Here is a 22067-nt window from a genome sequence, read left to right as displayed (position 1 = left end):
CCGGGACGCCCCATAGGGCGGCAAAGCCGTCTTCCGCGCCATTCCGTCCCGAAAGGACCGTCCCTTGAACGCAACCGATCTTGCCTTGCAAGCCTATGCCCCCGCGCACCACCCGTTGAAATCCCATCGGGCCGTCGAAGCACAGGTTTTCGCCAACGTAACGGCCCGTCTGCGCCGTGCCTCCGACAGAGCCGGGATCGACTTTCCCGCCCATGTCGCCGCGTTGCACGATAACCGGAAGCTGTGGATCACTTTGGCGACCGATCTTGCCGATCCCGACAACGGCTTACCGGACGATCTGCGCGCGCAGCTTTTTGCGCTCGCGCAATTCACGCAATCGCACACCCGCAAGGTCTTGCAGGACGCCGCATCGACCGCCCCGCTGATCGACATCAACACCGCAATTCTGCGCGGACTCAACGCGCGTGCGACGGTCTGATGTCGGGACTCGTGCTCAAATTGAACCCACATGAGCGAGTGCTGATCAACGGCGCCGTCGTGGAAAACGGCGACCGGCGCAGCCGCTTGTCCGTCATGACGCCGAACACCAATATTCTCCGGCTGCGCGACGCGATCCGACCGGACGAGGCAAATACCCCGGTGCGGCGCGTCTGCTATATCGCGCAGCTGGTCCTGTCCGGGGACGTTGCATGCGACCGGGCGCGACCGCAACTGATGCAGGGCATCGAACAGTTGTCGCAGGCATTGCGCGATGACGACAGCCGCGCATATCTCGACGCGGCCTCGACGGCGACACAGAATGACGATTTCTACCGCGTTCTGAAATCACTGCGTGCGTTGATCCCGCGCGAGACGCGCCTGATGGCGGCCTATCCGACATGAGCTTTCAGCCGGTCGTGCCGCTTTCCGGCTACGCCGGCTGGCGCTTTCTGCAGCGCACGCTTGATACCCAACAGGCCGCGTTTCGTGAAAGCGCACCGGTCGCCCGGGCGAACGATTATTTCATGCAAAAGATCGGGAGCATCGCAACGGCGGCTGACCTCGTCGACGACCGTCGCCTTTTGACCGTGGCGCTGGGCGCATTCGGCCTTGACGATGACATCGACAACCGGTTCTTCATTCGCAAAATCCTGGAAGACGGAACAACAGCCGAAGACGCGCTGGCCAACCGGCTTTCCGACAAACGGTATGCCGCATTTTCGCGCGCGTTCGGCTTTGGCGACTTCGGGGTGCCACTGACCACCGCTCCGACTTTGGCGGCAGACATCGTGGACCGGTTTGAAACACGTCAATTCGAACGCGCGGTGGGCACGCAGGACAACAACATGCGCCTCGCGCTCAACCTCGATCAGTCGCTGCGCGAGATCGTGTCCGATACGCGCGGAACATCCGCACAATGGTTTGCGGTGATGGGAAATCAACCGCTGCGACAGGTGTTCCAGACGGCGCTGGGTCTGCCCCAACAACTGGCAAGCATCGATCTTGATCAGCAACTTGATGCTTTTCAGGACCGTGCCGATCGTGTTTTCGGTACCAGCCGCGTCGACGGATTCGCCGATCCGGTCGTGCAGGAAAAACTGGTCCGGTTGTTTCTGCTGCGGGCCGAGGCAGCGCCTGCCGCGAACAGCAGCGGTTTGTCCACGGCGCTGACCCTGCTGCAATCCGTACCGGTCACGGTGTAGCGGTGACAGCCTTTTTCTGCGCATCCACCGCCTGACGAAGGACGGCGAAATGGGCGCTGGTGCCGCGCGCATCCTTGATCGCCAGAAACCGGTCCAGCGCGGGCTGGCAGGCGATGGCCGCGTCAATTGCCGGATCCGACCCCGCCGTGTAGAGGCCCGCCTGGATCATCATTTCCGCACGGTCATATTGCCCCAGCAACTTCCGTGCCTGAGCGATCAATGCGTTTTCAGCGGCATTCGCCGCATCTGGCAAAGACCGCGACACCGACCGCAACAGATCGACCGCGGGAAATCGCCCGCGCTCTGCAATCGTGCGATCCAGCACGACATGCCCGTCAAGCACACCACGCAGCAGGTCGGCGACCGGTTCGTCCATATCGGACCCGGCCACAAGAACCGAAAAGATGGCCGTTATCGTCCCGCTGCCTCTTTCGCCGGGGCCCGCCCTTTCACAAAGCGCCGCAACGGCCGGCCCGGTCGAGGCCGGAAAGCCACGCAGCGCGGCCGACTCTCCGGCAGCGACAGCAATTTCACGATGTGCTTCGCAAAACCGCGTAACCGAATCGACAAGCAACAGGACGGATTTCCCCTGATCCCGAAATGATTCCGCAACCGCCATGGCCGACCACGCGCATCGTCGCCTGACGTGCGGCGCACGGTCAGATGTCGCGGCGACGACGATGGCACGCGCCATACCGGCGGAACCAAGGACGTTATCGACAAAATGGCGAACCTCGCGCCCACGTTCCCCGACCAGTGCGATAACCACGACATCGGCATCAATGCCCCGGGCCAGATCGCCCAAAAGTGTCGTTTTTCCGACGCCGGACCCCGCAAAGAGCCCGACACGCTGCCCCGCGACAATCGGCAGAAGGGTGTTGAACACCGCCAGGCCCGTTTCCAGACGCGCGCCAAGGGGCTGACGATTGGTCGGTGCCGGCGGTGCCGCCTGCACGGCGCGCGCTTGCGTGCCGGGCAGGATTGGCCGCCCGTCGATGGGCAGGCCGTCCGGGTCGATCACCCGACCGATCCAGCTGTCATGCGGGGCAAAGATGCTGGGCGGAGCCGGGCGCACCGGATCGTCAAGCCGGATGCCGGACGTGGGGCTGTCGGCGAGCATATGCACGTGGGTCCGGTCCAGCGCGACAATTTCTCCCGCCGCGTCCCGTGTCAGACACTGCAGCCGATCTCCAAGACCGACATGCCGGTTCAGACCGCTTATTTTGACCAGTTGGCCAGCAAGCGCATCCACCCGCCCGACTGGACGCACCGACAGAACCGGCGCGACGGAAAGCACGAGCCGGTCAAAAAGATCATCGTTCATCCTGATTCCTCCAATGCCGGACAACTCAATTTTAAGGAATCGCCCTTAAGCATTGGTTGAAGTCGAGGAGGGAGAAGCCCCCAATGCATCAATCGCTCGCCGTTTTTGATATCAGCGCCCGCATGGCCCGGCATGCCGGTGCCAGACAGGCCGTGGTCGCACGCAACATCGCCCACGCCGACACACCGGGGTTTCGCGCAATGCAGATCGCGCCTTTCGATGGCGCTTCCGGACTGGCCGCCAGCGCGGCGATGCGGGCGTCCCGGCCGGGACACTTGCAAAATACCGCGCTCTCCCAAAATCCGCCGACGATGCCGCGCCCGGCTGAACCGGCGCCGAACGGCAACACTGTATCCGTCGAGGATGAAATGCTGGAAAGCGTGGCGATCAGCCGCGAACACTCCCGCGCGCTTGCAATCTACCGGCATGCGCTCAACGTCCTGCAGACGACCGTCCGGCGCTAGGGGGTGACATGACAGATTTTTCAGATGCGATGCGCGTCTCGTTCAGTGGCATGAAGGCACAGGCCACCCGCCTGCGCCACCTTTCCGAAAACATCGCAAACACGGACACGCCCGGCTACCGGCGCAAGACCGTCGCGTTCGAGGACGTGATGGGTGCGGTCGCCACCGGAGATGTGACGCTCGACCGAACGGCTTTGCAGCAGATATATGACCCCGCCCATCCGCTGGCGGATGCAGGCGGCTTTTATGATGGTTCGAACGTCAATCTTCTTATTGAAATCGCCGATGCCCGCGAAGCCCAGCGCAGCTACGAGGCGAACCTCAAGATGTTCGATCAGGTGCGACAGATGTCGCAATCCCTGATGGATCTACTCAGAAACTAGGAAACCGCAAATATGGATATCCGCACGGCGCTTGTCGCCCAGACCTATGCTGCCGAAAAATCGGCAATCGCGCCCGGCCAAGGCGTTGGCGAAACCGCGGTGGGAGCCGCGAAAAGCTTTTATGACACGCTGCAGGCCAGCGAGAGCGCTGCGATGGACGCGATGACCTCGGGTGCCGATCCGCACACGCTGGTGCAGGCTTTGGCTCAGACAGAACTCGCGGTGCAGACCGCGGTAACGGTGCGCGACAAGGTGGTCGAGGCCTATCAGGAAATCCTGCGGATGCCTGTCTGATATGGATCAGTCACTCTTTTTCGACACGTTGCGGCAGGGATTATGGACAGCATTCCTGATCTCGCTGCCCATTCTGACGGTCGCGCTGGCGTCTGGTCTGGTCGTCGGACTCTTTCAGGCCCTGACCTCGATACAGGAAATGACGCTGACATTCGTGCCTAAACTTGCGGCGATCATCGGCGTCTTCTGGATCACAATGAACTTCATGTCCGGAACGCTCGTCTCGTTTTTTCAGGCGACACTCGTGCCGCTGATTTCGGGAGGCTGATTTTGGACAATGCGACATATGCCGCGCTGACCCGCCAATCGGGCCTGATGCAAGAGCTTCAGATCATCGCGAACAACATCGCGAATGCAACGACGACAGGCTACCGCGCCGAAGGGATGATGTTCGCCGAACATATCAACCGGCTTGGCCCCGGCCAGTCGTCCCTGTCGATGGCATCTGGCAGCGTGCGCGACACGTCGGGCCTGCAGGGGGCGCTCGATCAAACAGGCGGCCCGTTTGACCTTGCAATCGAAGGCGACGGCTTTTTCCTCGTGATGACACCCGGGGGCGAGCGGCTGACCCGCGCAGGCAGTTTTACGCCCAACGGAGACGGCGATCTGGTGACCGCCGACGGGCACCCGGTTCTCGATGCAGGGGGCGCCGCCGTCTTCGTCCCGCAGGGTCTCGGCCCGGTTGCGGTGGCCCCTGACGGTACCATCAGCGCGGCAGGGCAGCCCATTGGACAAATCGGGCTTGTCATGCCTGTCGACCCGGGTGGACTCCGGCGCGCCGGCGGCACGGTTTTCATAGCCGACGGTGGTTTTGCTCCTGCACAGGACGGGCGCCTGCTGCAGGGCTTTCTTGAAAAATCCAACGTCAACCCCACGCTGCAGGTCGCCCGCATGATCGAAGTGCAGCGTGCCTACGAACTGGGACAGACGTTTCTGCAAAAAGAAGACGAGCGCATGCGCGGCGTCATTCAGGCCCTGGGCCGATAGGAGAACGGTATGCGTGCACTCAAGATTGCGGCGGCCGGCATGACCGCGCAGCAGATGCGGGTCGAGGTCATCTCGAACAACCTCGCGAATATGAACACAACCGGCTACAACGCGCGGCGCGCCGAATTCGCGGATCTTCATTATCAGCAGCTTGCACGGCCCGGCACGATCAATGCGGCGGACGGTACGGTGCTGCCGACGGGCGTGCAGTTGGGCCTGGGTGTGCGTGCAACTGCCGTTTCCATGCTGCTGGAACAGGGTGCGCTGGCCCAGACCGGTGGTGATCTGGACATCGCTATCGAAGGTCCCGGATATCTGGAAGTGACGCTACCAAACGGCGGCTCTGCCTATACCCGTGACGGCGGGCTCAAACGCACCGGCGACGGTTTGATCGTGACATCGGACGGTTTTCCGGTCGTGCCTGATATCACGATACCCAGCGACACGCGGTCGATCTCGATCAATGCAGAGGGCGAGGTGTACGGCTATTTCAGCGACCAGATCCAGCCGCAGCTTCTGGGGCAGATCACGGTCGCCGGATTTACGAACCCGAAGGGGCTGGAGGCGATCGGCTCGAACCTGTTCATCGAAACACCGGCATCCGGTCCGTCCAACGTGACGACGCCGGGGCAGGACGGTCTGGGTGTTCTGCGGCAGGGATTTCTCGAGGACAGTTCCGTCGATCCGGTGCGCGAGGTCACTGATCTGATCGAGGCGCAGCGCGGCTATGAACTCAACTCCAAGGTCATCACCGCCGCCGACCAGATGCTTGGCGCCATGGTGCAGGTCAGATGATCCGTCTGACCATCCTTTGCATCGCGTGTGCCGGGCCTGTCGCGGCAGACGTGGTCGTGCCGGTCAGAACGATCCCGGCCCAAACGATCATCTCGCCGGACGATCTGGCAATCCAGGACCACACCGTCCCTGGCGGAATCGCCGATCCGGCAATGATCGTCGGGCAGGAAACGCGCATCGCGCTGTTCGCCGGTCGCCCCATTCGCGCAGCGGATGTGGGCACGCCGGCAGTCGTCAATCGCAACCAGATCGTGCCGCTCATCTTTGATCGCGCCGGGCTGGTCATCGCGACCGAGGGGCGCGCGCTCGACAGGGCCGGGCCGGGTGAATTGATCCGCGTGATGAATCTTGCGTCCCGCACGACCGTCACCGCGCGGATCGGCGCAGATGGAGCAGCTTATGTTACGCAATAGAATTCTGGCTGCCATTTTTGCGCTTTGTGCCGGATGCAGTTCCACACCCATCGGCGGCGCACCTGAGTTCACAGCGCCAGATGTCGCCAACGGGCAAGCCGCATTCGCGACCTACAGCGATACGGCCACACTTGCGGCGTTGCCGCGCGCGCCGGTGCAGGCAGCTTCCCTGTGGACCCGCGACCGTGGCTCGCTTTTGGGTGATCGACGCGCCATGACGCGCGGCGACATCATGACGGTCGTAATCGAAATCGACGATGAGGCCGAATTTTCCAACACGACCGACCGGTCACGCTCCGGGTCGCAGCAGCTTGGCGTGCCGGAGTTGTTCGGCCTGCCCCAAAGGATCGACAACAGGCTGCCCGAAGGGGCCGCTTTGGCCAATGCGGTACAGCTGAGTTCCCAAAGCGACGCCAATGGCGCGGGGTCTGTTCGCCGAAACGAAAAGCTGACGCTGCGGATCGCCGCGACCATCGTCGATGTCTTGCCGAACGGCGTGCTGTCCATCGTCGGCAATCAGGAGGTTCGGGTGAATTTCGAACTGCGGGAGCTTCAGGTGACTGGATATGTCAGACCGGAGGATATCACCCGCCAGAACGAGATAACCTACGACAAAATCGCCTCCGCGCGGATCTCTTATGGCGGGCGTGGCCAGATCACAGATGTTCAGCAACCGCGATACGGCCAGCAGGCTCTTGAAGCCATTCTACCTTTCTAGTTGCCCCAAACGGAGGTCGCGATGAAGCGCCTGCTCTTGCCGATCATACTCCTCATTCTGGGGACCGGAGCCGGCGTCGCGGCCGGACTGTATGTGCAACCGGGTTCAGATGCGAGCGACGCGACGCAGGATGCGGACGCAATGCATTGCACCTGCGCCGACCCTGACCTGAGTGATCCTGCGTCGCAACATGCCAAGGACGTTTCCGAAAACGATCATGACGCCACAGCGACCAGCGAATTCGCCAAACTGGCCAATCAATTCGTCGTCCCCCTCGTCGAGGAAGGCGAGGTCCATGGTCTGGTCGTCATGTCGATCAGCCTGGAAGTACCCTATGGCGGGATCGAGGCCGCGTTCGAACTTGAACCGCGCCTGCGCGACAATTTCCTTCAGGTGATGTTCGCCCACGCGAATGCAGGCGGCTTCGATGACAACTTCACGACCGCGTCCAACATGCGCGTACTGCGCCAGGAACTGCTGCAAAGCGCCAAGCGTGCGGCCGGTGATCGTATCCTGGATATTCTGATTCTCGATATCGTGCGGCAAGACGTCTAGAGACACTGTGGCAGCGCCCGCGTTTATCGGCTGTCTTCTCGGCGCAGCTCTCGCGATTTTGTCGTTGCGTGTTGTCTGTCACGGAGGCCTTTAACCACTTGCCGGCGACCGAATGCCAAGCGCAGTTTCCCGATTTGGGTCTCTTTCAATGCGCGAATCTGGGCAAGTTCAGTATTCATGATTTCACGGCGATGATCGATCCATCTGTGCCAACGCAGATCGGCACCACTCTTTTCCGCAGGTCCGCCCACGGACGGGGCAAACCTTGCGTCCCGTAATTCCTTCAACTTCCGATTGATGTCTTCCTCGCGCTGGTTCAGACGGGCAAGGGCCGCCTGCTCTGACTGATAGGACAGGTCGATCAGTCGCGTCAATTTGCCAAGATCGGTGGTCGCGGTCATTGCCGCAACGCCCGGGCGCGCATGGCATCTGCAAAACGAATGGCAGCGGCGACGGCCTGATAGTGGGTCACTTCGATCGGTGCGTCGATCGCGACGGTTGCGTGAATCGCGCGCGCCGTGGGCGGATCGCTGTAGATCGGAACGCCGCTTGTCGCCGCGACTTCGCGGATCCGGGCGGCAATCTCATCGACACCTTTGGCGACACAGACCGGCGCCGATACGGCGGCGGCGTCCCATTTCAGGGCGACGGCAAAATGGGTCGGATTCACGACAACCACACTTGCCTGCGGTACTTCGGTCAGCATCTTGTTGGTTGCAAGCGACATTCCTTTCTGTCGGCGCTGCTGTTTCATCATCGGATCGCCCTCGGCCTGCTTGGTTTCATCCATAATTTCCTTGCGCGACATCCGGTTCTTGCGCTGATGTTCCGCTGCTTGCCACAGGAAATCGACCCCGCCCAAGGCGGTCGCGATCACCAGAACGATAGCCAAAAGTCGGATCACCATTTCGCCCAGATAAGACGCGATCTGCCCCGGGGTCTGTTGGACGACGGCGATCAGGCGGTCGGATTGTGCGGCAAGAAAGGCCCCAAGAACGATGCAGTAGATCGCAAGTTTCACTGTACTTTTTGCGAATTCGAACCAGCCCTGCCGTCCGAATTTGTTTTTGGCACCGCTGACCGGAGAAATTCGCGACATTTTGGGAGCGAGTTTCGATGGAGCAAAGACCACGCCGCGCTGGGCAAAAAGGCACAGTAGCGCAGCGATTGCGGGGAATGCGGCCCATGGCGCAACATCCAACGCCACGTCCCACAGCATACCGCCAAAAAACGGGGCGGGGGCACCTGAAAACACCTGCTCTGATATCAGGTCAAGATGGCCAAGGATGTTGGAAAGTGTCGTGCCCAGGGCCAACAGCGAGCCGGCACCCACCGTGACCGCCGCCAGAAGAAAGCCACCGTAAGAAGCAGCCGTGGTCAGATCCGCCGATTTCGCGATCTCGCCCTTTTTGCGGGCGTCTTCAAGTTTCTTCGGGGTCGGGTCGAACTGCTTTTCCGTATCGTCCGTCGCCGTCATCGCAACCCGCCGGGTGGTTGTGACAGAAAAACCTCGAACGCGGCAAACCAGGTCGACAGGAGCAGCGGCGCAGCGAGTGTCAGCAAAAGAAGCGCACCGGCGGTGATGGCAGGCGCGCCGACGAATGACACCATCAATTGCGGCATGGCCTTGTTGATGATGCCCAGCGTCACGTTATAGACCAGTGAGGCGATCAGAAACGGGGCCGCGAGGCAAAAGCCAAGCGCGAAGGCCCGGCCGATTTCTTCAAGCCCCAGTCGAAGCACCGTTTCGCTGTTCAGCAAAACCCCGACCGGAATGATTTCGTAGCTCTGCAGAATAAACGCGGCCAGCATGACATGCAGCTGCGCAAGAGCGGCAAGCGCCAGTCCGGCAATCACCAGAAGATGCCCGATCGCCGGTTGCGGATCGGTCCCGGCGGTGCCACCGAAAATCTGCGCAAGCGACGTGGATTGCGCGGCGATCGCCCCGGCGATCTGCAGGGCGTGGACGAAAAACCGCAAGAGAAGACCCAGAAAAAGACCGGTCACGACTTCGGGTGCCAGCAACAGCGCACCTTGCCTCAGGTCCGGGACGGTTGGCGGTATTGTTTCACTGACGGTCGGAGTGACGATCATAGTGAACGCGACCGCAACGGCGAGTTTGACCCGGACCGGGACGCTCTGTTCGCCAAAAACCGGCGCGAGTGCCGACATGGCTGCAACCCGGATGAAAACGACGAAACCCGACCAAAGCCAACCCTGCGACGTGGCAAGCAGAAGCACTAGATCGGTCATGCCGCGGGTACCATCCCGACCAGTGCCGGGCGCGCATCGACACCGATTTCCTCGAATGACAGGACCGGATGCAGCAGCCCCTTTGCGGCCATCACAGTTTTCAGAAACCTGCGCCTGCGCATCGACGTCACGACTGCGGCATAGGTACCATTGTCCGCCGCGTTCCCCAGCTTTTCCGAAATCCCATCAGCCAGCCGGTTAAAGCTGTCCGGCGGCAGTGCGATGTCACCGCCGCCTCTATCCGATTGTATCTCGAAAGTGACGAACGTGTCTTCCCACTCCGGCGCAAGCTGGATCAGCGGGATCGTTCCATCAGGCCGGCGCAGATCGGCGACCAGTTGAAACCCGAGCCGTTGGCGCACGTGTTCGACGATCCCCTCAATCGTCTTGTGCAACGGGCGGGCCTCTGCCGTCGCCTCGATAATCAGTGGCAGATTTCGGATCGACACACGTTCTTCAAGCAAAAGGCGCAGCACGGCGAGAAGAATATCGCTTGGCACCTTATCCGGCATCATCTCGTCAAGCATCTTGCGGTTCGCGTCGGCCCGTGCCTGATCGGTCAGGTTCACCATCTCTTCCAGTCGCCGGCGCAGGGCCTTGTGCGTCAGGAGCTTGGCAAAGTTGTTCTTCACGATTTCAAGAAGATGGGTCGCGAGCACTTCCTCGGGCTGGATCGTTGTCGCTCCGGCGAGCACCGCCGTTTCCTGCTCGGTCGGCGCGATCCATCGTGCAGGCGCGCCATAGACGGGTTCATCGACGGCATCGCCGGAAATGTCGGAAAATTCGTCGGAAGCGACCAAGGCCATAACGCGACCGGGGCGCAGGCGATCGCGGGCCTGTTCGACACCGTGTACGCGCACGACATAGGTGCCCTCGTCAAGCGTCACGTTGTCGGTCAATCGAATATCGGGCAGCAGCATCCCGTATGTCGTCGCGACATGGGTCCGCATGTTCGAAATGCGCGCGTCCAGGCCCGTGCCCGGATCCAGCACCATATCGACCAGATCAGGAGCGAACTCGACGTGGATATCGTCAAGGTCGAGCATATCACCCAGTGATGCCGCCGGCGGTGCAACCTCCCGGTCCTGCGCCGATATGCTGCGCGCATGCGACACGCGGCGGCCGTGAAACACGCGCAGGGCGCATAATCCCAGAATTACTGCGCCGATCAGGAAAGGAACAAAGGGCAGGCCCGGCACGATGGCGAATAGCGCCATCAGGATTGCAACGGTTGCGAGTGCCGCAGGATGCCGGCCCAGTTGCCCGATCAACGCGATATCCGTCGCCCCGCTGGCACCGCCGCGTGCAAGCAAGAGGGCCGATGCGATAGAAATGACCACGGCGGGGATTTGTGAAACGAGACCATCCCCAACCGTCAGAATCGCATAGGTCTCGAACGCCAGCGACAAAGGCATGCCGTGCACCGAGAGGCCGATGACCAGACCCATCACCAGATTCAGGACCGTAATCAGCAAGCCCGCGATGGCGTCGCCCTTCACGAACTTCGACGCACCGTCCAGTGAGCCGAAAAAGGTCGTTTCCGCCTGTTCGCGTTCGCGCCGGTCCTTCGCCTCCTGATGGGTCAGGGCGCCGGCGGCGACGTCACTGTCGATCGCCAGTTGTTTGCCCGGCATCGCGTCCAACGCGAAACGCGCGCCAACCTCCGCCATGCGGGTCGCACCTTTGTTGATGACGACGAAGTTCACGATCAGCAGGACACAAAAGATAACGAGCCCAAGCAGGACGTTCCCGCCCATCACAAAACTCGCAAATCCTTCGATTACATCGCCCGCGGCATCGGTACCGGTGTGGCCTTCGCCGATAATCAGCTTTGTCGACGAGACGTTCAATGAAAGCCGGAGCATGAGCGACGCCAAGAGGACAGTCGGAAATGCGGAAAAATCAAGAGGGCGATCAATGAACAGGGTTACGGTAAAGATCAGGATGGCAAGCGCGAACGACCCGGCCAGACCGACATCAAGAACCCATGCCGGTACCGGCAGAATCATCATCACGATGATCGCCATGAGGGCCAGGGCCAGCAGCACTGTCGGCTGGAACAGCTTGGTCAGTTGATGCGGCACGTCGCCTGCGCTCCTGTCTATGTCGCGCCCGCAATTCTTGCCGTCGCGTGGACGTGGTGTTGAGCACGCCGTTGCGACGGGTCTAGCACCGCGAGAGTTAACAAGTCGTGGAGCGCGGTTCAGTCAGGTGTTTCATACCGGGTCGCCAACTCTGCCAAGACCGATTGGAGCGCCTCCGTTTCCGCCAGCAGATCGTATCCCGATGCGAGGGGCGCATCGGGGTCGTTACCGGTGCCGGCTCTGGTCAGGGCAAGATCGGATACGACAAGGAGTAGAGGATCCGCTGATTGCGCGACGGTCTGCCAATCGCCGCGCCGCCAAGCCTCGGACTCGATCTCAGCGTCGGCGGCAACCGATGCGGGTGACGAATATAGCCCCTGCGCGCGCGCGGCGGCCGAGCGTCTGATCGCCTGCGCGCGCGGCGTCGTGATACCGGCAAGGATCGAATCGATCTGGTCCGGCTGATCCGTTTCGAGCGCCACGCGGGCCCGCAGATAGCGCCGCTCCATCATATCGTCGCCACGCGCGGGGTCCGATAGCATGGCACGCGCGCGGTCCGCGAACCCCATATCGATCAGCCGGGCGGCAACCGCATTCTGCGCTTCCGGACTTGTAGGCGCGACACGCTCTTCAAACACCAGTTCCAGAAATCCAACATCGTCTGCCGCCCCAACTGCCGCCAACATGATTTCGTCCGCCAATGGAAAGGTTATGTTGTCAGGTGCATCCAGCTGCTCAAGAACGGCGACAGCCGCCGCGATACGACCAGCGGAAAGAAGCGCAAGGATCTCTTCGCGCCCCAGATCGACCGCGACGGCGCGATGTCGGTTCTCAAATCGCATGATGGCGGCGAGTTGCAGCAATTCGTCAGGCGGCGAGAGCCGCTCTTGCCGCTGCAGCTGTAGGAGTTCGACCAATGCCTCCGGCGCGACGCGCTGTTCGGACAAGGCGACCTGCATGATTTCGCGCGCAACGTCGTCCGGCGCTGTTTCGCCAGAGTTTTGACGGATCGCCATATCCGAAAGTGAAACCTCTGTGGGGCGATCTAGGCTCTGCTGTCCTTTGGACAGGGCAAGTTCAGCTGACTGGAGATCACCGGCTGCCAGAAATCTCGCCGACAGCCGTGGCCCGAGATGGACCTGTATGGGACCCGGTAACTGACGCAAAGCCCGCAAGATCGCCGCTGCGTCAAAATCCGGCGCTATGTCGTGACCAAGAAAGGCCCACAGCGCGACGGGACCATCGCAGACCGCGAAGGCGATCGCGAGCGGAACCGGGACGGAGTCACCATCCATGGTCTGTGCGATGGTCATCAGTGCCGCGTTTTCATTTGCGCCGGACCCTTGCGATTGCAGGATCGCCACCGCCTCCCGACCAAAGCCGAAGTAAAGATAGGCCTTTGCGAGTTCGATTTCGGCCAGGGTCATTGTCTGGCGAGTGGCTTCGCCCAGAGCAAAGCGCCTCTCCGCGATCTCGGTACCGAAATCACCATCCACACCCCAAGTCGTCAGGTCGAACTCATCATGTGCCGGGCATGCGTCCAGCTCAGACGAAACGTCAGAAGTGTTGTTTTGCAAACCGTCGTCGATGGCTGTGCGGATCGCGACACCGGGAATTTGATCGCGTGCCTTTGCAGCACCGGAAGCCTGCCGGTCCGTCGTCATTGCCCCGGACAATATGCCAAGGCTGGATTCGGAATTGATCAGGCCGTCCGCAACGGCCTGAGTCAGGTCCTGTCTCAGTGCGGCTTCGAGCGCCTGTAGCTGACGGGTGGGCACGCCGCTTGCGTCTTCACGCAGACGGTCAGTCTGGATCAAATCATATTGCGGATTCACCGCCCATGGCAGTGTCGTTTCTGCGTCTCTAGGCAGGATGACGGGCAAGATCGGGCGAGACGGCCGCGTTACCGCCGACGATGCATCACCCGCGACCGGCGGGGATTGGACATCGACCACGAGACGATCCTCGCGCCAGAGGAAGGGCACCGCCACACAATCACAATTCAGGCGCAGTCTGACCTCATCCCCTGCGACCTCTGCCGCGGTGATTCGGTCTTGCGGGATACGCACGAAAAAGCCCGCAAGGTCGATGTTGCCTGCGTTTGGGAAAGCAATCGTGATTGCGCCCGGTTCTTCGTTGACGGCCCATGCCTGCCCGACGGGTATCGCAAACACCATTCGGCTGAAATCCGCGTGCTCTCCGGTTCGCACGGAAATCTGCGCTGTAACCAGACCCGGCAAAACCAGAAACAGAACGAGTAACAGACCCCTCATGCGGCGTCCTGCTTGACTGATTTCAGGGCAGCTTCAAGATCACCGAAGGTGGGGCGGTTGTGACCGGGCGTGTTCTGGCGACCGACTTCTATGCAGATATTGGGCGCATGCCGGTGCAGGTTCGCGACAAGCACCTCGCGGATGAGTTGGTGAAAATGAGCGTCCGCCTCGACCACCGCCTTGACCTTGTTGGAAAACGGTCCAACGACGCCGTAGGCAAGGAAAACGCCCAGGAAAGTCCCGACCAGCGCCCCACCGATAAGTTTACCGAGAACCTCGGGCGGCTGGTCGATAGACCCCATGGTCTTGATGACACCCAAAACGGCCGCAACGATGCCCAGCGCCGGCAAACCATCCGCGATGGTTTGCAACGCATGAGTGGAATGCATGTTGTGGTGATGCGTCGCCTCGATCCGTTTTTCGAGAACTTCCTCCACCTGGTGCGGATCATCATAGTTCATGGTGGCCGACCGCAGTGTGTCGCAAATCAGGGCAACAGCCTCGTGATCGGCGGCAATGCGGGGGTACTTTGCGAAGATGTCGGATTGTTCCGGTGCCTCGATATGTTCTTCGAGAGCGACAGGGTTCGCCCGGGCGATGCGAATCAGCTCAAACAGCAGGCAGAGCAGGTCCTGATAGTCGCCCTTGCGCCAGTGCGGTCCCTTGAAAACCTTGCCCACGTCCTTGAGCGTATGCTTGATCGCAGAGGTATCGTTCGCGATGACGAAAGCACCGGTGGCGGCACCGGCGATCATGATCATTTCGAACGGCAGGGTTTTCATGATGATGCCCATCTTGCCGCCTGCAAGCAGGTAGCCGCCGAAAACCATCACAAAAACAATGCCGATCCCGATCAGGCCGATCATTTCACTACCCCAGAGCTGCTTGTTGATTTCTGTCGCCTTCAGGGTGGCATGGCATCCCTTAAGATTTCGTCTGCATCACTCGACCGGTACACCGGCATTTCGCCCTGCAAGCATGACGCTGATCGTATGTGCGACAGGGGGTTCAAGTTCGGTCATGACGGCGGCCGCTGCGGTCGGGTCCATCAGTCCCAGAAACCCGGCCGCGAAGTCCGGCGTCATTTCCGAAAACAGGGCCGCGGCATCACGGGGTTTCATATTTTCATAGACGACGGCAAGTCGGGCCAGATCGTTTTCAGCGGCAGACTCGGCCAACGCAAGCGTCGCACGCAGCGCCGCCTCCGCCTCTTGGAGGGCCACCATTTGTTCGGCAATTTCACTCTCAGATACGCGAAGGGCCTGAATCTTGTCAGCGACCTGTTCTTCTCGTTGCACCAGTCTTTCCTCACGATCCGCCAGCGCGGCTAAAAGTTCCGCTGGCCCCACCACTTCGGCGACAGGTAGGGCGACCGGCGGCGGCGCGACATCCTGTGCTGCCACCGGCGTCGCGGCGGAAAGCCCGCGAATACAGGCCGACACGAACAGCAGCCCTGCCACCACGTGAAGCGTGTTCCCGCGTATCCCTTTGCCAGCCATCAGGGTCGCGCCCCAGCGACATCCGGCCTTCTGACGAAAAACGGGTTGGTGTCAGACCCGGGTTTCGCAGGCTGGGGCAGGTCATGCAGTGACGCGAGAAGCAATTCGAGACGTCGGCCCGCCGCCTCGGCTTTCTCCGTCGCCTGACGCAAGTCTTTCAACGGGCCCTGCCCGGCCTGTTGTGCCTGTTTGAGCGAGCGCGACAGGTCGTCGACCTGCGCCGACAGCACCGCCACTGCGCCGCCGACACCGGTTTCTAGATCTGTGAAGCGGCGCAACCGGGCAGAAAGAATGTAGCAATAAAATCCGGCGCCAAGCGCCCCTGCGGCCAACAGGATATCGGCGATGAACAGCATGTCGCACTCCTAATTCAGAACAAATTCCATGATGAGCAGATCGCGGATCCGCCCTTCCCCTGCGACGATCTGAAGCCGCCGCAGCATCTGTGCCCGCAAACGCACGAGCGCGGTGGGGTCTTCCAGTTCTTCGGCCTCGACCACACGCAGATATCCGTTCAGAACGTCCATCATGCGCGGCGCAAGCGCGGCGACCTCTTCCCTGTAGGCGGGCCTCACTTCAAGTTGGGCCGAAAACCGCAGGAAACTGCGACCGCTGTCTGTCGGGATCGAGACGACAAGCGGATCGAGCGGCACGAAAGCGATGTCAGGGAGAGGCGTCGCCGGCGGCTCTGCATCATGATCCGCATTTTCCGGGGCTGTGCCAAACGGCAAAAGCCCCATTTGCACGGATACGAACCCACCGCCGGCCCCGGCAGCGGACAGGCCAAGCGCCAGTAACATCGGAACAACCGACCGCTTCTTTTTGGCAGGTTCGGCAGGATCGGCGGCGGCTGTCATCGAGGGATTCTCCTTCATGCCGGTTTCGCCGACCATAAGCCGCTAAGCCCTAACCGATTGTTAAGCCCCTTCGGGCAAAAGCGAGTCACCGGATGCAGAACGCATCGGTGACAACGGAGAACCGGACGTGCAGAACATCCTCAAGACATGGTCCGCATTGACCGTCGGTCGCCGCATCATCGCTTTTCTGGCGGTTATCGCGGTTCTGGCGAGCGTTGCATTTCTTGTACGCAGTGCACGGGCGCCTCAATTCCAGTTGCTGTTCGGAGGACTGGAGGCCGGTGCGGCAGGTGACGTCATCGCGGCGCTAGAGCAGCGCGGCGTTGCCCACGAGGTCAGGGGCAACGCAATTTACGTGGATGCCGCGTCACGCGATAGTTTGCGTCTTTCGCTGGCCAGCGACGGGCTGCCGTTGAGCGGCGGAGAAGGTTACGAACTGCTCGACGGTCTGTCGGGTTTTGGCACTACATCACAGATGTTCGATGCCGCATACTGGCGCGCGAAAGAGGGCGAGTTGGCCCGCACGATCGTTGCCAACCCGCTTATTCGCGCCGCTCGTGTGCATATCTCTGCACCTGTCGGACGACCTTTCCAACGCGAACAGGTGACGACGGCGGCCGTCTCGATCCAGACCACGGGCGGGAATTTGCCTGCACGTCAGGTCAACGCACTTCAGTTCCTGATTGCATCCGCCGTCACAGGGCTCGACCCGGCCGATGTCGCGGTCATCGGGAATGATGGCGGACTATTGTCGGGCGATACCGCCGTACCCGGCCAGGTCGATGGTATGGATGTGGCGGATGCCTTGCGCAACCGGGCGGAACGCCTGCTGGCGGCCCGGGTCGGGGCAGGCAATGCCATCGTCGAGGTATCCGTCGAAACGGTAATGGATACGGAAACGATATCGGAACGGATCATTGACCCGGACAGCCGTGTCGCGATCAGCACGGACGTTCAGGAAAGCACCGGAAAGTCGGCCGACAACCGCGGCGGCGACGTGACCGTGGCATCGAACCTGCCTGATGGCGACGCCGGTGCGGATGCCGGCAGTACGCAGAACGAGAGCAGCGAGACGCGTGCGCTTACAAATTTCGAAATTTCGGAAACCCAGCGCGAGGTGCGCCGCGACCCCGGTGCGATTCGACGCCTGACTGTCGCAGTACTGATCAACGACGAGGCCAGCATCGCGCAGGACGGCACGGTAACAACACAACAACGCGACCCCGAAGAACTTGAGGCACTGGCCGCGCTGGTCCGTTCCGCAGTCGGATTCGATGCGTCTCGCGGAGATGAACTGACGCTGGAATCGCTCCCGTTCGAACCGGTCACATTTCCCGGCACCGAGGCCGCGACCCCACAGGCCGCACCTCTTGATCCGATGCGCGTGATCCAGATTGCCGCGGTCGCACTGGTGTCGCTCATTCTAGGACTATTTGTCGTGCGACCGATCCTGACCCAGCGCACACCACCCGCGCTGCCCGCCCCTGACCTGATCGAGGGGCAGGCGGGTCCGCCACAGGCCCAGCCCGCAACGCTTGCAGCGATTTCAGATGCGACAGCCACTGCACCGGCGGCGGACCCGGTCACCCGGCTTCGCGAAACTATCGCCGCGCGGGAAACCGAGACGCTGCAGATATTGCAAAGCTGGATGGAAGATCCCGCACCGCAGGAGCAGACCTAAATGACACTGGCGCTTGAAAGTTTTGGCGATACGGGCGATCAGCCCGCGCCGGACCCGGTACACCATCCACGCTACCAAGCCGGGTTTGAGGCGGGGGAGATCGCCGCGCGCATGGCCTTCGACGCAGAACAAACCACTCTCAGTGCGGCACTTGTTCAGGATATCGCCGATTCCTCGTTCGCCTTTGCAGAGGCGCGCAGACATGTGCTGGCACAGCTGGATCCGTTCCTGAATCTCGTGATCGAAAAGATTCTGCCGGATATCGCCCGGCTTAGCGAGGTCGCGCAGCTTCACAACATCCTCATGGCTGCGGCTCAGCAGGACGCGTCAAAACCTGCCCTTCTGCGCGTACACCCCACGCGCCAGCCCGCGCTCGAACACGCGCTGGCCGACTCTGATCATCCCGATCTGGTGATCATGGCAGACGCCGACCTGTCGGAACATGCCACGATTATTAGTACGTGCTCCGGAGAAACCTGTCTTGATACCACAGCCGCCATCGCGGCCATCGCCGACGCTTTCAATGCAATACCCACCGCCCTGGAAAGGAGCGCATGATGTCTGCCCCACCTACTGAAGGCGCCCTGCCATCGGCCCAGGCCCATCCGCTGCGGGACATTCCGATCGAGATTACGGTGTCCGTCGGCAAGGCGCGCCCCCTGATCCGTGACGTTCTGACGCTTGGTGAAAACGCGGTTCTGCAACTTGATCGGAAGATCAGCGACCCGGTCGAACTCTACGTCGGCGAACGCCTGATCGCCCGGGGCGAACTGGAAGAGGACGAAAACGGACCGGATGGCGCACTTGCGGTGCGGTTGACCGAGGTCATCGTGCACGAAGGCGATCTGACCTGACATGATCCGGTTTCTGTTCATCGCGACGGCAATTCTGATGGTCACAGCCGTACCTGTCGCGGCGCAGGATCTGTCGTTGTCTTTGGGAGACGACGGGTCGCTCGCCGCGCGCACGGTGCAACTGCTTGTCCTAGTTACCGTGCTGAGCCTGGTCCCCGGCATCGCCATCATGGTGACCTGCTTTCCGTTCATCGTGACGGTCCTCGCGATTCTGCGACAGGCGATCGGTTTGCAGCAATCGCCGCCGAACATGCTCATGGTCAGCCTGGCGCTTTTCCTCACCTATTTTGTGATGGAGCCTGTCTTTGCCGAAAGCTGGCGCGCGGGCGTCCAGCCGCTTCTCGACGGGGTGCTGACGATCGAAACTGCGTTCGAACCGATCATGGCACCGCTGCGTGGTTTCATGATCGACCGGATCGCGCCGGACACGTTCGAAACACTCGCGGCGCTACGGCCGGAACTTCCACGCGACACCCCGCTGGTGCAATCGCCGTTGTCGGTTCTCGTCCCGTCGTTTCTGTTGAGCGAGATGGAACGGGCCTTTCAGGTCGGCTTCCTGATCTTTCTGCCATTCCTGATCATCGATCTGGTTGTCGCTGCCGTTCTGATGTCGATGGGGATGATGATGGTGCCGCCCGCAATCGTGTCGCTCCCCTTCAAACTTGCGTTCTTCGTGGTCGCGGATGGTTGGGCACTGATCGCGGCGGGGCTGGTGCGAAGCTATACCTGACCGAAATTCACCGTTGTTTCACAAACCGAAGCCGCAAAGCCAATCCTCAACTGTGCTTTGCTTCTGGACCATACCGCCAGAACCAGCTCACCGCATGACAAATTCCGCCAACGGGCGCGCTTCTGCCATCGTCGACAAGCACAGTTTTATGTCTAACGTACGATGAACTCTGCGTGCAGAGCCCCGCTCGCCTTTATGCTCTTGAGGATATCGATCATGTCCCGCGGGGCGACGCCCAGGGCATTCAGCCCCGCGATCACCTCGCTGAGCGATGTGCCTTCGCGCACTTCGGCCAGTCCAATCCCCGGCTCATCTGTGATCGCCGCCGCCGTGCGTGGCACCACGATCGTCTCGCTGGGCGAAAACGGATTCGGTTGCGAAACCAGCGGTGCCTCTTCGATGCGGAGCGTCAGGTTGCCCTGGCTGACGGCGACCCGGCTGATCCGGACATCCTCGCCCATGACGATGGTGCCGGATCGTTGGTCCACCACGACGCGGGCGCGCCGCTCTGGCTCGACAAGGATATTCTCGATCCGGCCCAGCGCATGGGCCGGCGACGCCATGCGGGTCGCTGCAATGTCAAACTGGACCGTGCCCGCATCCATCATGACAGCCACCTGGTGCCCGAAATTTGCGTTGATCGCCTGTTCAATCCGGCCGGCTGTCGTGAAATCAGGTGTCCGCAATGCCAGCCTAAGCGTCGTGAGACCCGCAAAATCAAAGTCGACCTCGCGTTCGACGGTCGCGCCCGACGGGATGACACCCGCAGTCGGAACACCCTGTGTCACCGTCGCGGCGTCGCCACCGGCAGTCACCCCACCAGCGATGATCGTACCTTGGGCGACCGCATAGATTTCGCCATCCGCCGCGTTCAGTGGGGTCATGATGAGTGTTCCACCCAGCAAACTGTTGGCGTCACCGATGGCAGACACCGTCACATCCATGGGGCTGCCCGCGCGGGCAAAGGGCGGCAGGCTCGCGGTCACGATCACGGCGGCCACGTTCTTGGGGCGGAATTGCTCGCCCGTGACGTTCACGCCCAACCGCTCCAGAATGTTCGACATGATCTCTTCGGTAAAAGGTGCATTGCGCAGCCCGTCACCGGTGCCGTTCAGCCCGACCACCAACCCGTAGCCGACCAGATCATTGGACCGGACACCATCGAACTCCACCAGATCCTTCAGCCGGATCGGGGATGCGGCGACCGGCAAGGTGCCCAGCGTCATGCTGGCCGCTATGAACGCGATGAACCCGCGCTTCACAGGTAGGCACTCAGGCTGAGACGCGAAATGCGGGCCGTCATCGCGAAATGGGTTTCCAGTTGCACCTGAACGGCCTGTAATCGGGTCGCGGTTTCAAAGGGATCAGCAGCGAGATAGCCGCTCTGCGCTTCCGTCAACGCCTGCCGTTCGCTCGAATTCTGTACCTGCGCGCGGGAAACCCTTGTTTGCGACACTCCGATGTCGGCCTGAATTGCCGCCATATCCGTCGCCGCACTTTGCAGGGCAACACCGGCGGTCGCCAACAGCGCAGCCTTTTCACCCTGATCGAGCCCCGAAAGCTGGCCCGATAGAGCGGCGAGCGCATGGCCGCGCAACACGCTGATGATTTCCGCCTGATCGGCCGCCACGGTTGCTGTGATCGTCACACCATCGGACAACATTTGACGTGACGCGGTACCGGTGTCGCCAAGGTAGGACGTCGCCGCAAATCCCGCGGGGTCGCCAAACCACGCGTCGACCCCCGCAACGACCTGACTTGCTGTCGTGGCACCTGACACCGCACCCGCGATTTCCGTCAAGATATCATCAGGGGGCGCAAGCGCGGGGCGGTCAAACGCAGCGCCGGCAAACAAGCTCCGGTTATCGGACCGGGTATTGATCAGCGCAACGGTATCGGCAAATGCGGCCACTGCCGTTTGCGCGGCCAGGTTGATCTGTGCGTCGCTGCTGCTTCGCGTAATCGGTAAGAGAACGCCTGCCTGCGTTTCACGCAACAAATCGACAGATTGCAACACGTTCTGCACAGTGTTCAGCCGTTGGGATGCGGCGCGTGCACTGCTGTCGTAACTTTCGAGCAGACGCAGGCTGTGCGCGATTCCGTCGACCGGGGCCGTCAAACCGCCAAGCGCCAGTGCTGGGTCGGCCAACCGCCCGCTCGACAAAGCGCTGGAAAGCGCGTTCATCTGTGTTTTCAGGTCGCCACTATGGCGAGCAAGCTGGTACTGCCGTGCCCCGTCACCGATGGTCATCAGGGTCAT

Annotated in this window: 29 protein-coding genes; 17 read left to right on the top strand and 12 right to left on the bottom strand. The window is 61.4% G+C overall.

Going from position 1 to position 22067, the window contains the following annotated elements; translation table 11 throughout:
- Positions 1-64: 64 nt before the first annotated feature.
- Genes flaF through AC04PH_RS01655 form a run of 3 tightly spaced genes read left to right on the top strand, consistent with a single transcriptional unit; the run spans position 65 to position 1643 of the window.
- Positions 65-439, top strand: coding sequence for a flagellar biosynthesis regulator FlaF (gene flaF / locus AC04PH_RS01665; protein ID WP_483064004.1), 375 nt, complete (start codon positions 65-67; stop codon positions 437-439).
- On the top strand, positions 439-843 hold the full coding sequence (gene flbT, locus AC04PH_RS01660; protein WP_483064003.1) for a flagellar biosynthesis repressor FlbT: 405 nt from the start codon (positions 439-441) through the stop codon (positions 841-843). Before flaF ends, flbT begins: the two co-directional genes overlap by 1 nt.
- The gene (locus AC04PH_RS01655) at positions 840-1643 is read left to right on the top strand and encodes a DUF1217 domain-containing protein (RefSeq protein WP_483064002.1); all 804 of its coding nucleotides are present in this window, start codon (positions 840-842) and stop codon (positions 1641-1643) included. Before flbT ends, AC04PH_RS01655 begins: the two co-directional genes overlap by 4 nt.
- On the opposite strand, the gene AC04PH_RS01650 is transcribed toward AC04PH_RS01655, so the two are convergent.
- The gene (locus tag AC04PH_RS01650; RefSeq protein WP_483064001.1) at positions 1633-2967 is read right to left on the bottom strand and encodes a FliI/YscN family ATPase; all 1335 of its coding nucleotides are present in this window, start codon (positions 2965-2967) and stop codon (positions 1633-1635) included. The two genes, AC04PH_RS01655 and AC04PH_RS01650, sit on opposite strands and share 11 nt — an antisense overlap.
- Before the next feature lie 83 nt (positions 2968-3050).
- On the opposite strand from AC04PH_RS01650, the gene AC04PH_RS01645 reads away from it, so the two are divergent.
- Genes AC04PH_RS01645 through AC04PH_RS01605 form a run of 9 tightly spaced genes read left to right on the top strand, consistent with a single transcriptional unit; the run spans position 3051 to position 7576 of the window.
- On the top strand, positions 3051-3431 hold the full coding sequence (locus tag AC04PH_RS01645; protein WP_483064000.1) for a FlgB family protein: 381 nt from the start codon (positions 3051-3053) through the stop codon (positions 3429-3431).
- An 8-nt stretch (positions 3432-3439) separates the two neighbouring features.
- The gene (gene flgC / locus AC04PH_RS01640) at positions 3440-3814 is read left to right on the top strand and encodes a flagellar basal body rod protein FlgC (RefSeq protein WP_483063999.1); all 375 of its coding nucleotides are present in this window, start codon (positions 3440-3442) and stop codon (positions 3812-3814) included.
- A 12-nt stretch (positions 3815-3826) separates the two neighbouring features.
- The gene (fliE, locus tag AC04PH_RS01635) at positions 3827-4108 is read left to right on the top strand and encodes a flagellar hook-basal body complex protein FliE (protein WP_483063998.1); all 282 of its coding nucleotides are present in this window, start codon (positions 3827-3829) and stop codon (positions 4106-4108) included.
- 1 nt (position 4109) lies between these two features.
- On the top strand, positions 4110-4376 hold the full coding sequence (locus AC04PH_RS01630; RefSeq protein WP_483063997.1) for a flagellar biosynthetic protein FliQ: 267 nt from the start codon (positions 4110-4112) through the stop codon (positions 4374-4376).
- A 2-nt stretch (positions 4377-4378) separates the two neighbouring features.
- A complete protein-coding gene (locus AC04PH_RS01625) occupies positions 4379-5095 on the top strand; it encodes a flagellar hook-basal body complex protein (protein ID WP_483063996.1) in 717 nt (238 codons plus the stop codon).
- A 9-nt stretch (positions 5096-5104) separates the two neighbouring features.
- Positions 5105-5890: a flagellar basal-body rod protein FlgG gene (gene flgG, locus AC04PH_RS01620; protein ID WP_483063995.1), complete on the top strand. Its 786-nt coding sequence runs from the start codon at positions 5105-5107 to the stop codon at positions 5888-5890.
- A complete protein-coding gene (flgA, locus tag AC04PH_RS01615; protein ID WP_483063994.1) occupies positions 5887-6303 on the top strand; it encodes a flagellar basal body P-ring formation chaperone FlgA in 417 nt (138 codons plus the stop codon). The genes flgG and flgA overlap by 4 nt, the downstream gene beginning before the upstream one ends.
- Entirely contained in the window at positions 6290-7021 is a 732-nt protein-coding gene (gene flgH / locus AC04PH_RS01610) for a flagellar basal body L-ring protein FlgH (RefSeq protein WP_483063993.1), read from the top strand. The genes flgA and flgH overlap by 14 nt, the downstream gene beginning before the upstream one ends.
- Before the next feature lie 21 nt (positions 7022-7042).
- On the top strand, positions 7043-7576 hold the full coding sequence (locus tag AC04PH_RS01605) for a flagellar basal body-associated FliL family protein (RefSeq protein ID WP_483063992.1): 534 nt from the start codon (positions 7043-7045) through the stop codon (positions 7574-7576).
- Between the two features lie 23 nt (positions 7577-7599).
- On the opposite strand, the gene AC04PH_RS01600 is transcribed toward AC04PH_RS01605, so the two are convergent.
- The 5 genes from AC04PH_RS01600 to AC04PH_RS01580 form a co-directional block, all read right to left on the bottom strand.
- A complete protein-coding gene (locus AC04PH_RS01600) occupies positions 7600-7977 on the bottom strand; it encodes a hypothetical protein (RefSeq protein ID WP_483063991.1) in 378 nt (125 codons plus the stop codon).
- Positions 7974-9053 (bottom strand): EscU/YscU/HrcU family type III secretion system export apparatus switch protein, encoded by a 1080-nt coding sequence (locus AC04PH_RS01595; RefSeq protein ID WP_483063990.1) that lies wholly within the window; start codon positions 9051-9053, stop codon positions 7974-7976. The genes AC04PH_RS01600 and AC04PH_RS01595 overlap by 4 nt, the downstream gene beginning before the upstream one ends.
- Positions 9050-9829 carry a flagellar biosynthetic protein FliR gene (locus AC04PH_RS01590; RefSeq protein ID WP_483063989.1) on the bottom strand — a complete coding sequence of 260 codons (780 nt, stop codon included), beginning with the start codon at positions 9827-9829 and terminating at the stop codon, positions 9050-9052. Before AC04PH_RS01590 ends, AC04PH_RS01595 begins: the two co-directional genes overlap by 4 nt.
- Positions 9826-11856 carry a flagellar biosynthesis protein FlhA gene (gene flhA / locus AC04PH_RS01585; protein ID WP_483066128.1) on the bottom strand — a complete coding sequence of 677 codons (2031 nt, stop codon included), beginning with the start codon at positions 11854-11856 and terminating at the stop codon, positions 9826-9828. The genes AC04PH_RS01590 and flhA overlap by 4 nt, the downstream gene beginning before the upstream one ends.
- A gap of 176 nt (positions 11857-12032) precedes the next feature.
- The gene (locus tag AC04PH_RS01580) at positions 12033-13730 is read right to left on the bottom strand and encodes a hypothetical protein (protein WP_483063988.1); all 1698 of its coding nucleotides are present in this window, start codon (positions 13728-13730) and stop codon (positions 12033-12035) included.
- A gap of 123 nt (positions 13731-13853) precedes the next feature.
- On the opposite strand from AC04PH_RS01580, the gene AC04PH_RS01575 reads away from it, so the two are divergent.
- Positions 13854-14174 (top strand): hypothetical protein, encoded by a 321-nt coding sequence (locus AC04PH_RS01575; protein WP_483063987.1) that lies wholly within the window; start codon positions 13854-13856, stop codon positions 14172-14174.
- Positions 14175-14182: 8 nt separating this feature from the next.
- Here AC04PH_RS01575 and motA read toward each other — a convergent pair whose 3' ends face one another.
- From motA to AC04PH_RS01555, 4 genes are all read right to left on the bottom strand, one after another.
- Positions 14183-15052, bottom strand: coding sequence for a flagellar motor stator protein MotA (gene motA / locus AC04PH_RS01570; protein ID WP_483063986.1), 870 nt, complete (start codon positions 15050-15052; stop codon positions 14183-14185).
- Positions 15053-15127: 75 nt separating this feature from the next.
- On the bottom strand, positions 15128-15685 hold the full coding sequence (locus tag AC04PH_RS01565) for a MotE family protein (RefSeq protein ID WP_483063985.1): 558 nt from the start codon (positions 15683-15685) through the stop codon (positions 15128-15130).
- Complete coding sequence (locus AC04PH_RS01560; RefSeq protein ID WP_483063984.1) at positions 15685-16041, bottom strand: hypothetical protein; 357 nt, start codon at positions 16039-16041, stop codon at positions 15685-15687. The genes AC04PH_RS01565 and AC04PH_RS01560 overlap by 1 nt, the downstream gene beginning before the upstream one ends.
- A 9-nt stretch (positions 16042-16050) precedes the next feature.
- A complete protein-coding gene (locus AC04PH_RS01555) occupies positions 16051-16542 on the bottom strand; it encodes a flagellar basal body-associated FliL family protein (protein ID WP_483063983.1) in 492 nt (163 codons plus the stop codon).
- A 127-nt stretch (positions 16543-16669) separates the two neighbouring features.
- Here AC04PH_RS01555 and fliF point away from each other — a divergent pair, with 127 nt between their 5' ends.
- The 4 genes from fliF to fliP are packed head-to-tail and all read left to right on the top strand — an operon-like array spanning position 16670 to position 19807.
- Complete coding sequence (fliF, locus tag AC04PH_RS01550) at positions 16670-18223, top strand: flagellar basal-body MS-ring/collar protein FliF (protein WP_483063982.1); 1554 nt, start codon at positions 16670-16672, stop codon at positions 18221-18223.
- On the top strand, positions 18224-18781 hold the full coding sequence (locus AC04PH_RS01545; RefSeq protein ID WP_483063981.1) for a FliH/SctL family protein: 558 nt from the start codon (positions 18224-18226) through the stop codon (positions 18779-18781).
- Positions 18778-19077, top strand: coding sequence for a FliM/FliN family flagellar motor switch protein (locus tag AC04PH_RS01540; protein WP_483063980.1), 300 nt, complete (start codon positions 18778-18780; stop codon positions 19075-19077). The genes AC04PH_RS01545 and AC04PH_RS01540 overlap by 4 nt, the downstream gene beginning before the upstream one ends.
- A 1-nt stretch (position 19078) precedes the next feature.
- A complete protein-coding gene (fliP, locus tag AC04PH_RS01535; protein ID WP_483063979.1) occupies positions 19079-19807 on the top strand; it encodes a flagellar type III secretion system pore protein FliP in 729 nt (242 codons plus the stop codon).
- Between the two features lie 152 nt (positions 19808-19959).
- On the opposite strand, the gene AC04PH_RS01530 is transcribed toward fliP, so the two are convergent.
- Positions 19960-21033, bottom strand: a complete 1074-nt coding sequence (locus AC04PH_RS01530) for a flagellar basal body P-ring protein FlgI (protein WP_483063978.1) — start codon at positions 21031-21033, stop codon at positions 19960-19962.
- 32 nt (positions 21034-21065) lie between these two features.
- Positions 21066-22067 carry a flagellin gene (locus AC04PH_RS01525; RefSeq protein WP_483063977.1) on the bottom strand — a complete coding sequence of 334 codons (1002 nt, stop codon included), beginning with the start codon at positions 22065-22067 and terminating at the stop codon, positions 21066-21068.

The sequence above is a fragment of the Yoonia sp. KMU-150 genome (assembly GCF_056858355.1).
Note: the sequence above shows the minus strand (reverse complement) of the source record. Positions and strands in the feature narration are given on the sequence as shown.

Excerpts from the sequence above, each read along its gene's own strand:
- AC04PH_RS01555 (WP_483063983.1), bottom strand. The coding sequence starts at position 16,542 with ATGACAGCCGCCGCCGATCCTGCCGAACCTGCCAAAAAGAAGCGGTCG.
- flgC (WP_483063999.1), top strand. The coding sequence starts at position 3,440 with ATGACAGATTTTTCAGATGCGATGCGCGTCTCGTTCAGTGGCATGAAG.
- motA (WP_483063986.1), bottom strand. The coding sequence starts at position 15,052 with ATGATCGGCCTGATCGGGATCGGCATTGTTTTTGTGATGGTTTTCGGC.
- AC04PH_RS01645 (WP_483064000.1), top strand. The coding sequence starts at position 3,051 with ATGCATCAATCGCTCGCCGTTTTTGATATCAGCGCCCGCATGGCCCGG.
- flhA (WP_483066128.1), bottom strand. The coding sequence starts at position 11,856 with ATGGCGATCATCGTGATGATGATTCTGCCGGTACCGGCATGGGTTCTT.
- AC04PH_RS01565 (WP_483063985.1), bottom strand. The coding sequence starts at position 15,685 with ATGGCTGGCAAAGGGATACGCGGGAACACGCTTCACGTGGTGGCAGGG.
- AC04PH_RS01595 (WP_483063990.1), bottom strand. The coding sequence starts at position 9,053 with ATGACGGCGACGGACGATACGGAAAAGCAGTTCGACCCGACCCCGAAG.
- flbT (WP_483064003.1), top strand. The coding sequence starts at position 439 with ATGTCGGGACTCGTGCTCAAATTGAACCCACATGAGCGAGTGCTGATC.
- AC04PH_RS01655 (WP_483064002.1), top strand. The coding sequence starts at position 840 with ATGAGCTTTCAGCCGGTCGTGCCGCTTTCCGGCTACGCCGGCTGGCGC.
- flgH (WP_483063993.1), top strand. The coding sequence starts at position 6,290 with ATGTTACGCAATAGAATTCTGGCTGCCATTTTTGCGCTTTGTGCCGGA.
- AC04PH_RS01540 (WP_483063980.1), top strand. The coding sequence starts at position 18,778 with ATGATGTCTGCCCCACCTACTGAAGGCGCCCTGCCATCGGCCCAGGCC.
- AC04PH_RS01530 (WP_483063978.1), bottom strand. The coding sequence starts at position 21,033 with ATGACGCTGGGCACCTTGCCGGTCGCCGCATCCCCGATCCGGCTGAAG.
- AC04PH_RS01650 (WP_483064001.1), bottom strand. The coding sequence starts at position 2,967 with ATGAACGATGATCTTTTTGACCGGCTCGTGCTTTCCGTCGCGCCGGTT.
- AC04PH_RS01600 (WP_483063991.1), bottom strand. The coding sequence starts at position 7,977 with ATGACCGCGACCACCGATCTTGGCAAATTGACGCGACTGATCGACCTG.
- AC04PH_RS01545 (WP_483063981.1), top strand. The coding sequence starts at position 18,224 with ATGACACTGGCGCTTGAAAGTTTTGGCGATACGGGCGATCAGCCCGCG.
- fliP (WP_483063979.1), top strand. The coding sequence starts at position 19,079 with ATGATCCGGTTTCTGTTCATCGCGACGGCAATTCTGATGGTCACAGCC.
- AC04PH_RS01560 (WP_483063984.1), bottom strand. The coding sequence starts at position 16,041 with ATGCTGTTCATCGCCGATATCCTGTTGGCCGCAGGGGCGCTTGGCGCC.
- flgG (WP_483063995.1), top strand. The coding sequence starts at position 5,105 with ATGCGTGCACTCAAGATTGCGGCGGCCGGCATGACCGCGCAGCAGATG.
- flgA (WP_483063994.1), top strand. The coding sequence starts at position 5,887 with ATGATCCGTCTGACCATCCTTTGCATCGCGTGTGCCGGGCCTGTCGCG.
- AC04PH_RS01590 (WP_483063989.1), bottom strand. The coding sequence starts at position 9,829 with ATGACCGATCTAGTGCTTCTGCTTGCCACGTCGCAGGGTTGGCTTTGG.
- AC04PH_RS01630 (WP_483063997.1), top strand. The coding sequence starts at position 4,110 with ATGGATCAGTCACTCTTTTTCGACACGTTGCGGCAGGGATTATGGACA.
- fliE (WP_483063998.1), top strand. The coding sequence starts at position 3,827 with ATGGATATCCGCACGGCGCTTGTCGCCCAGACCTATGCTGCCGAAAAA.
- AC04PH_RS01605 (WP_483063992.1), top strand. The coding sequence starts at position 7,043 with ATGAAGCGCCTGCTCTTGCCGATCATACTCCTCATTCTGGGGACCGGA.
- AC04PH_RS01525 (WP_483063977.1), bottom strand. The coding sequence starts at position 22,067 with ATGACCCTGATGACCATCGGTGACGGGGCACGGCAGTACCAGCTTGCT.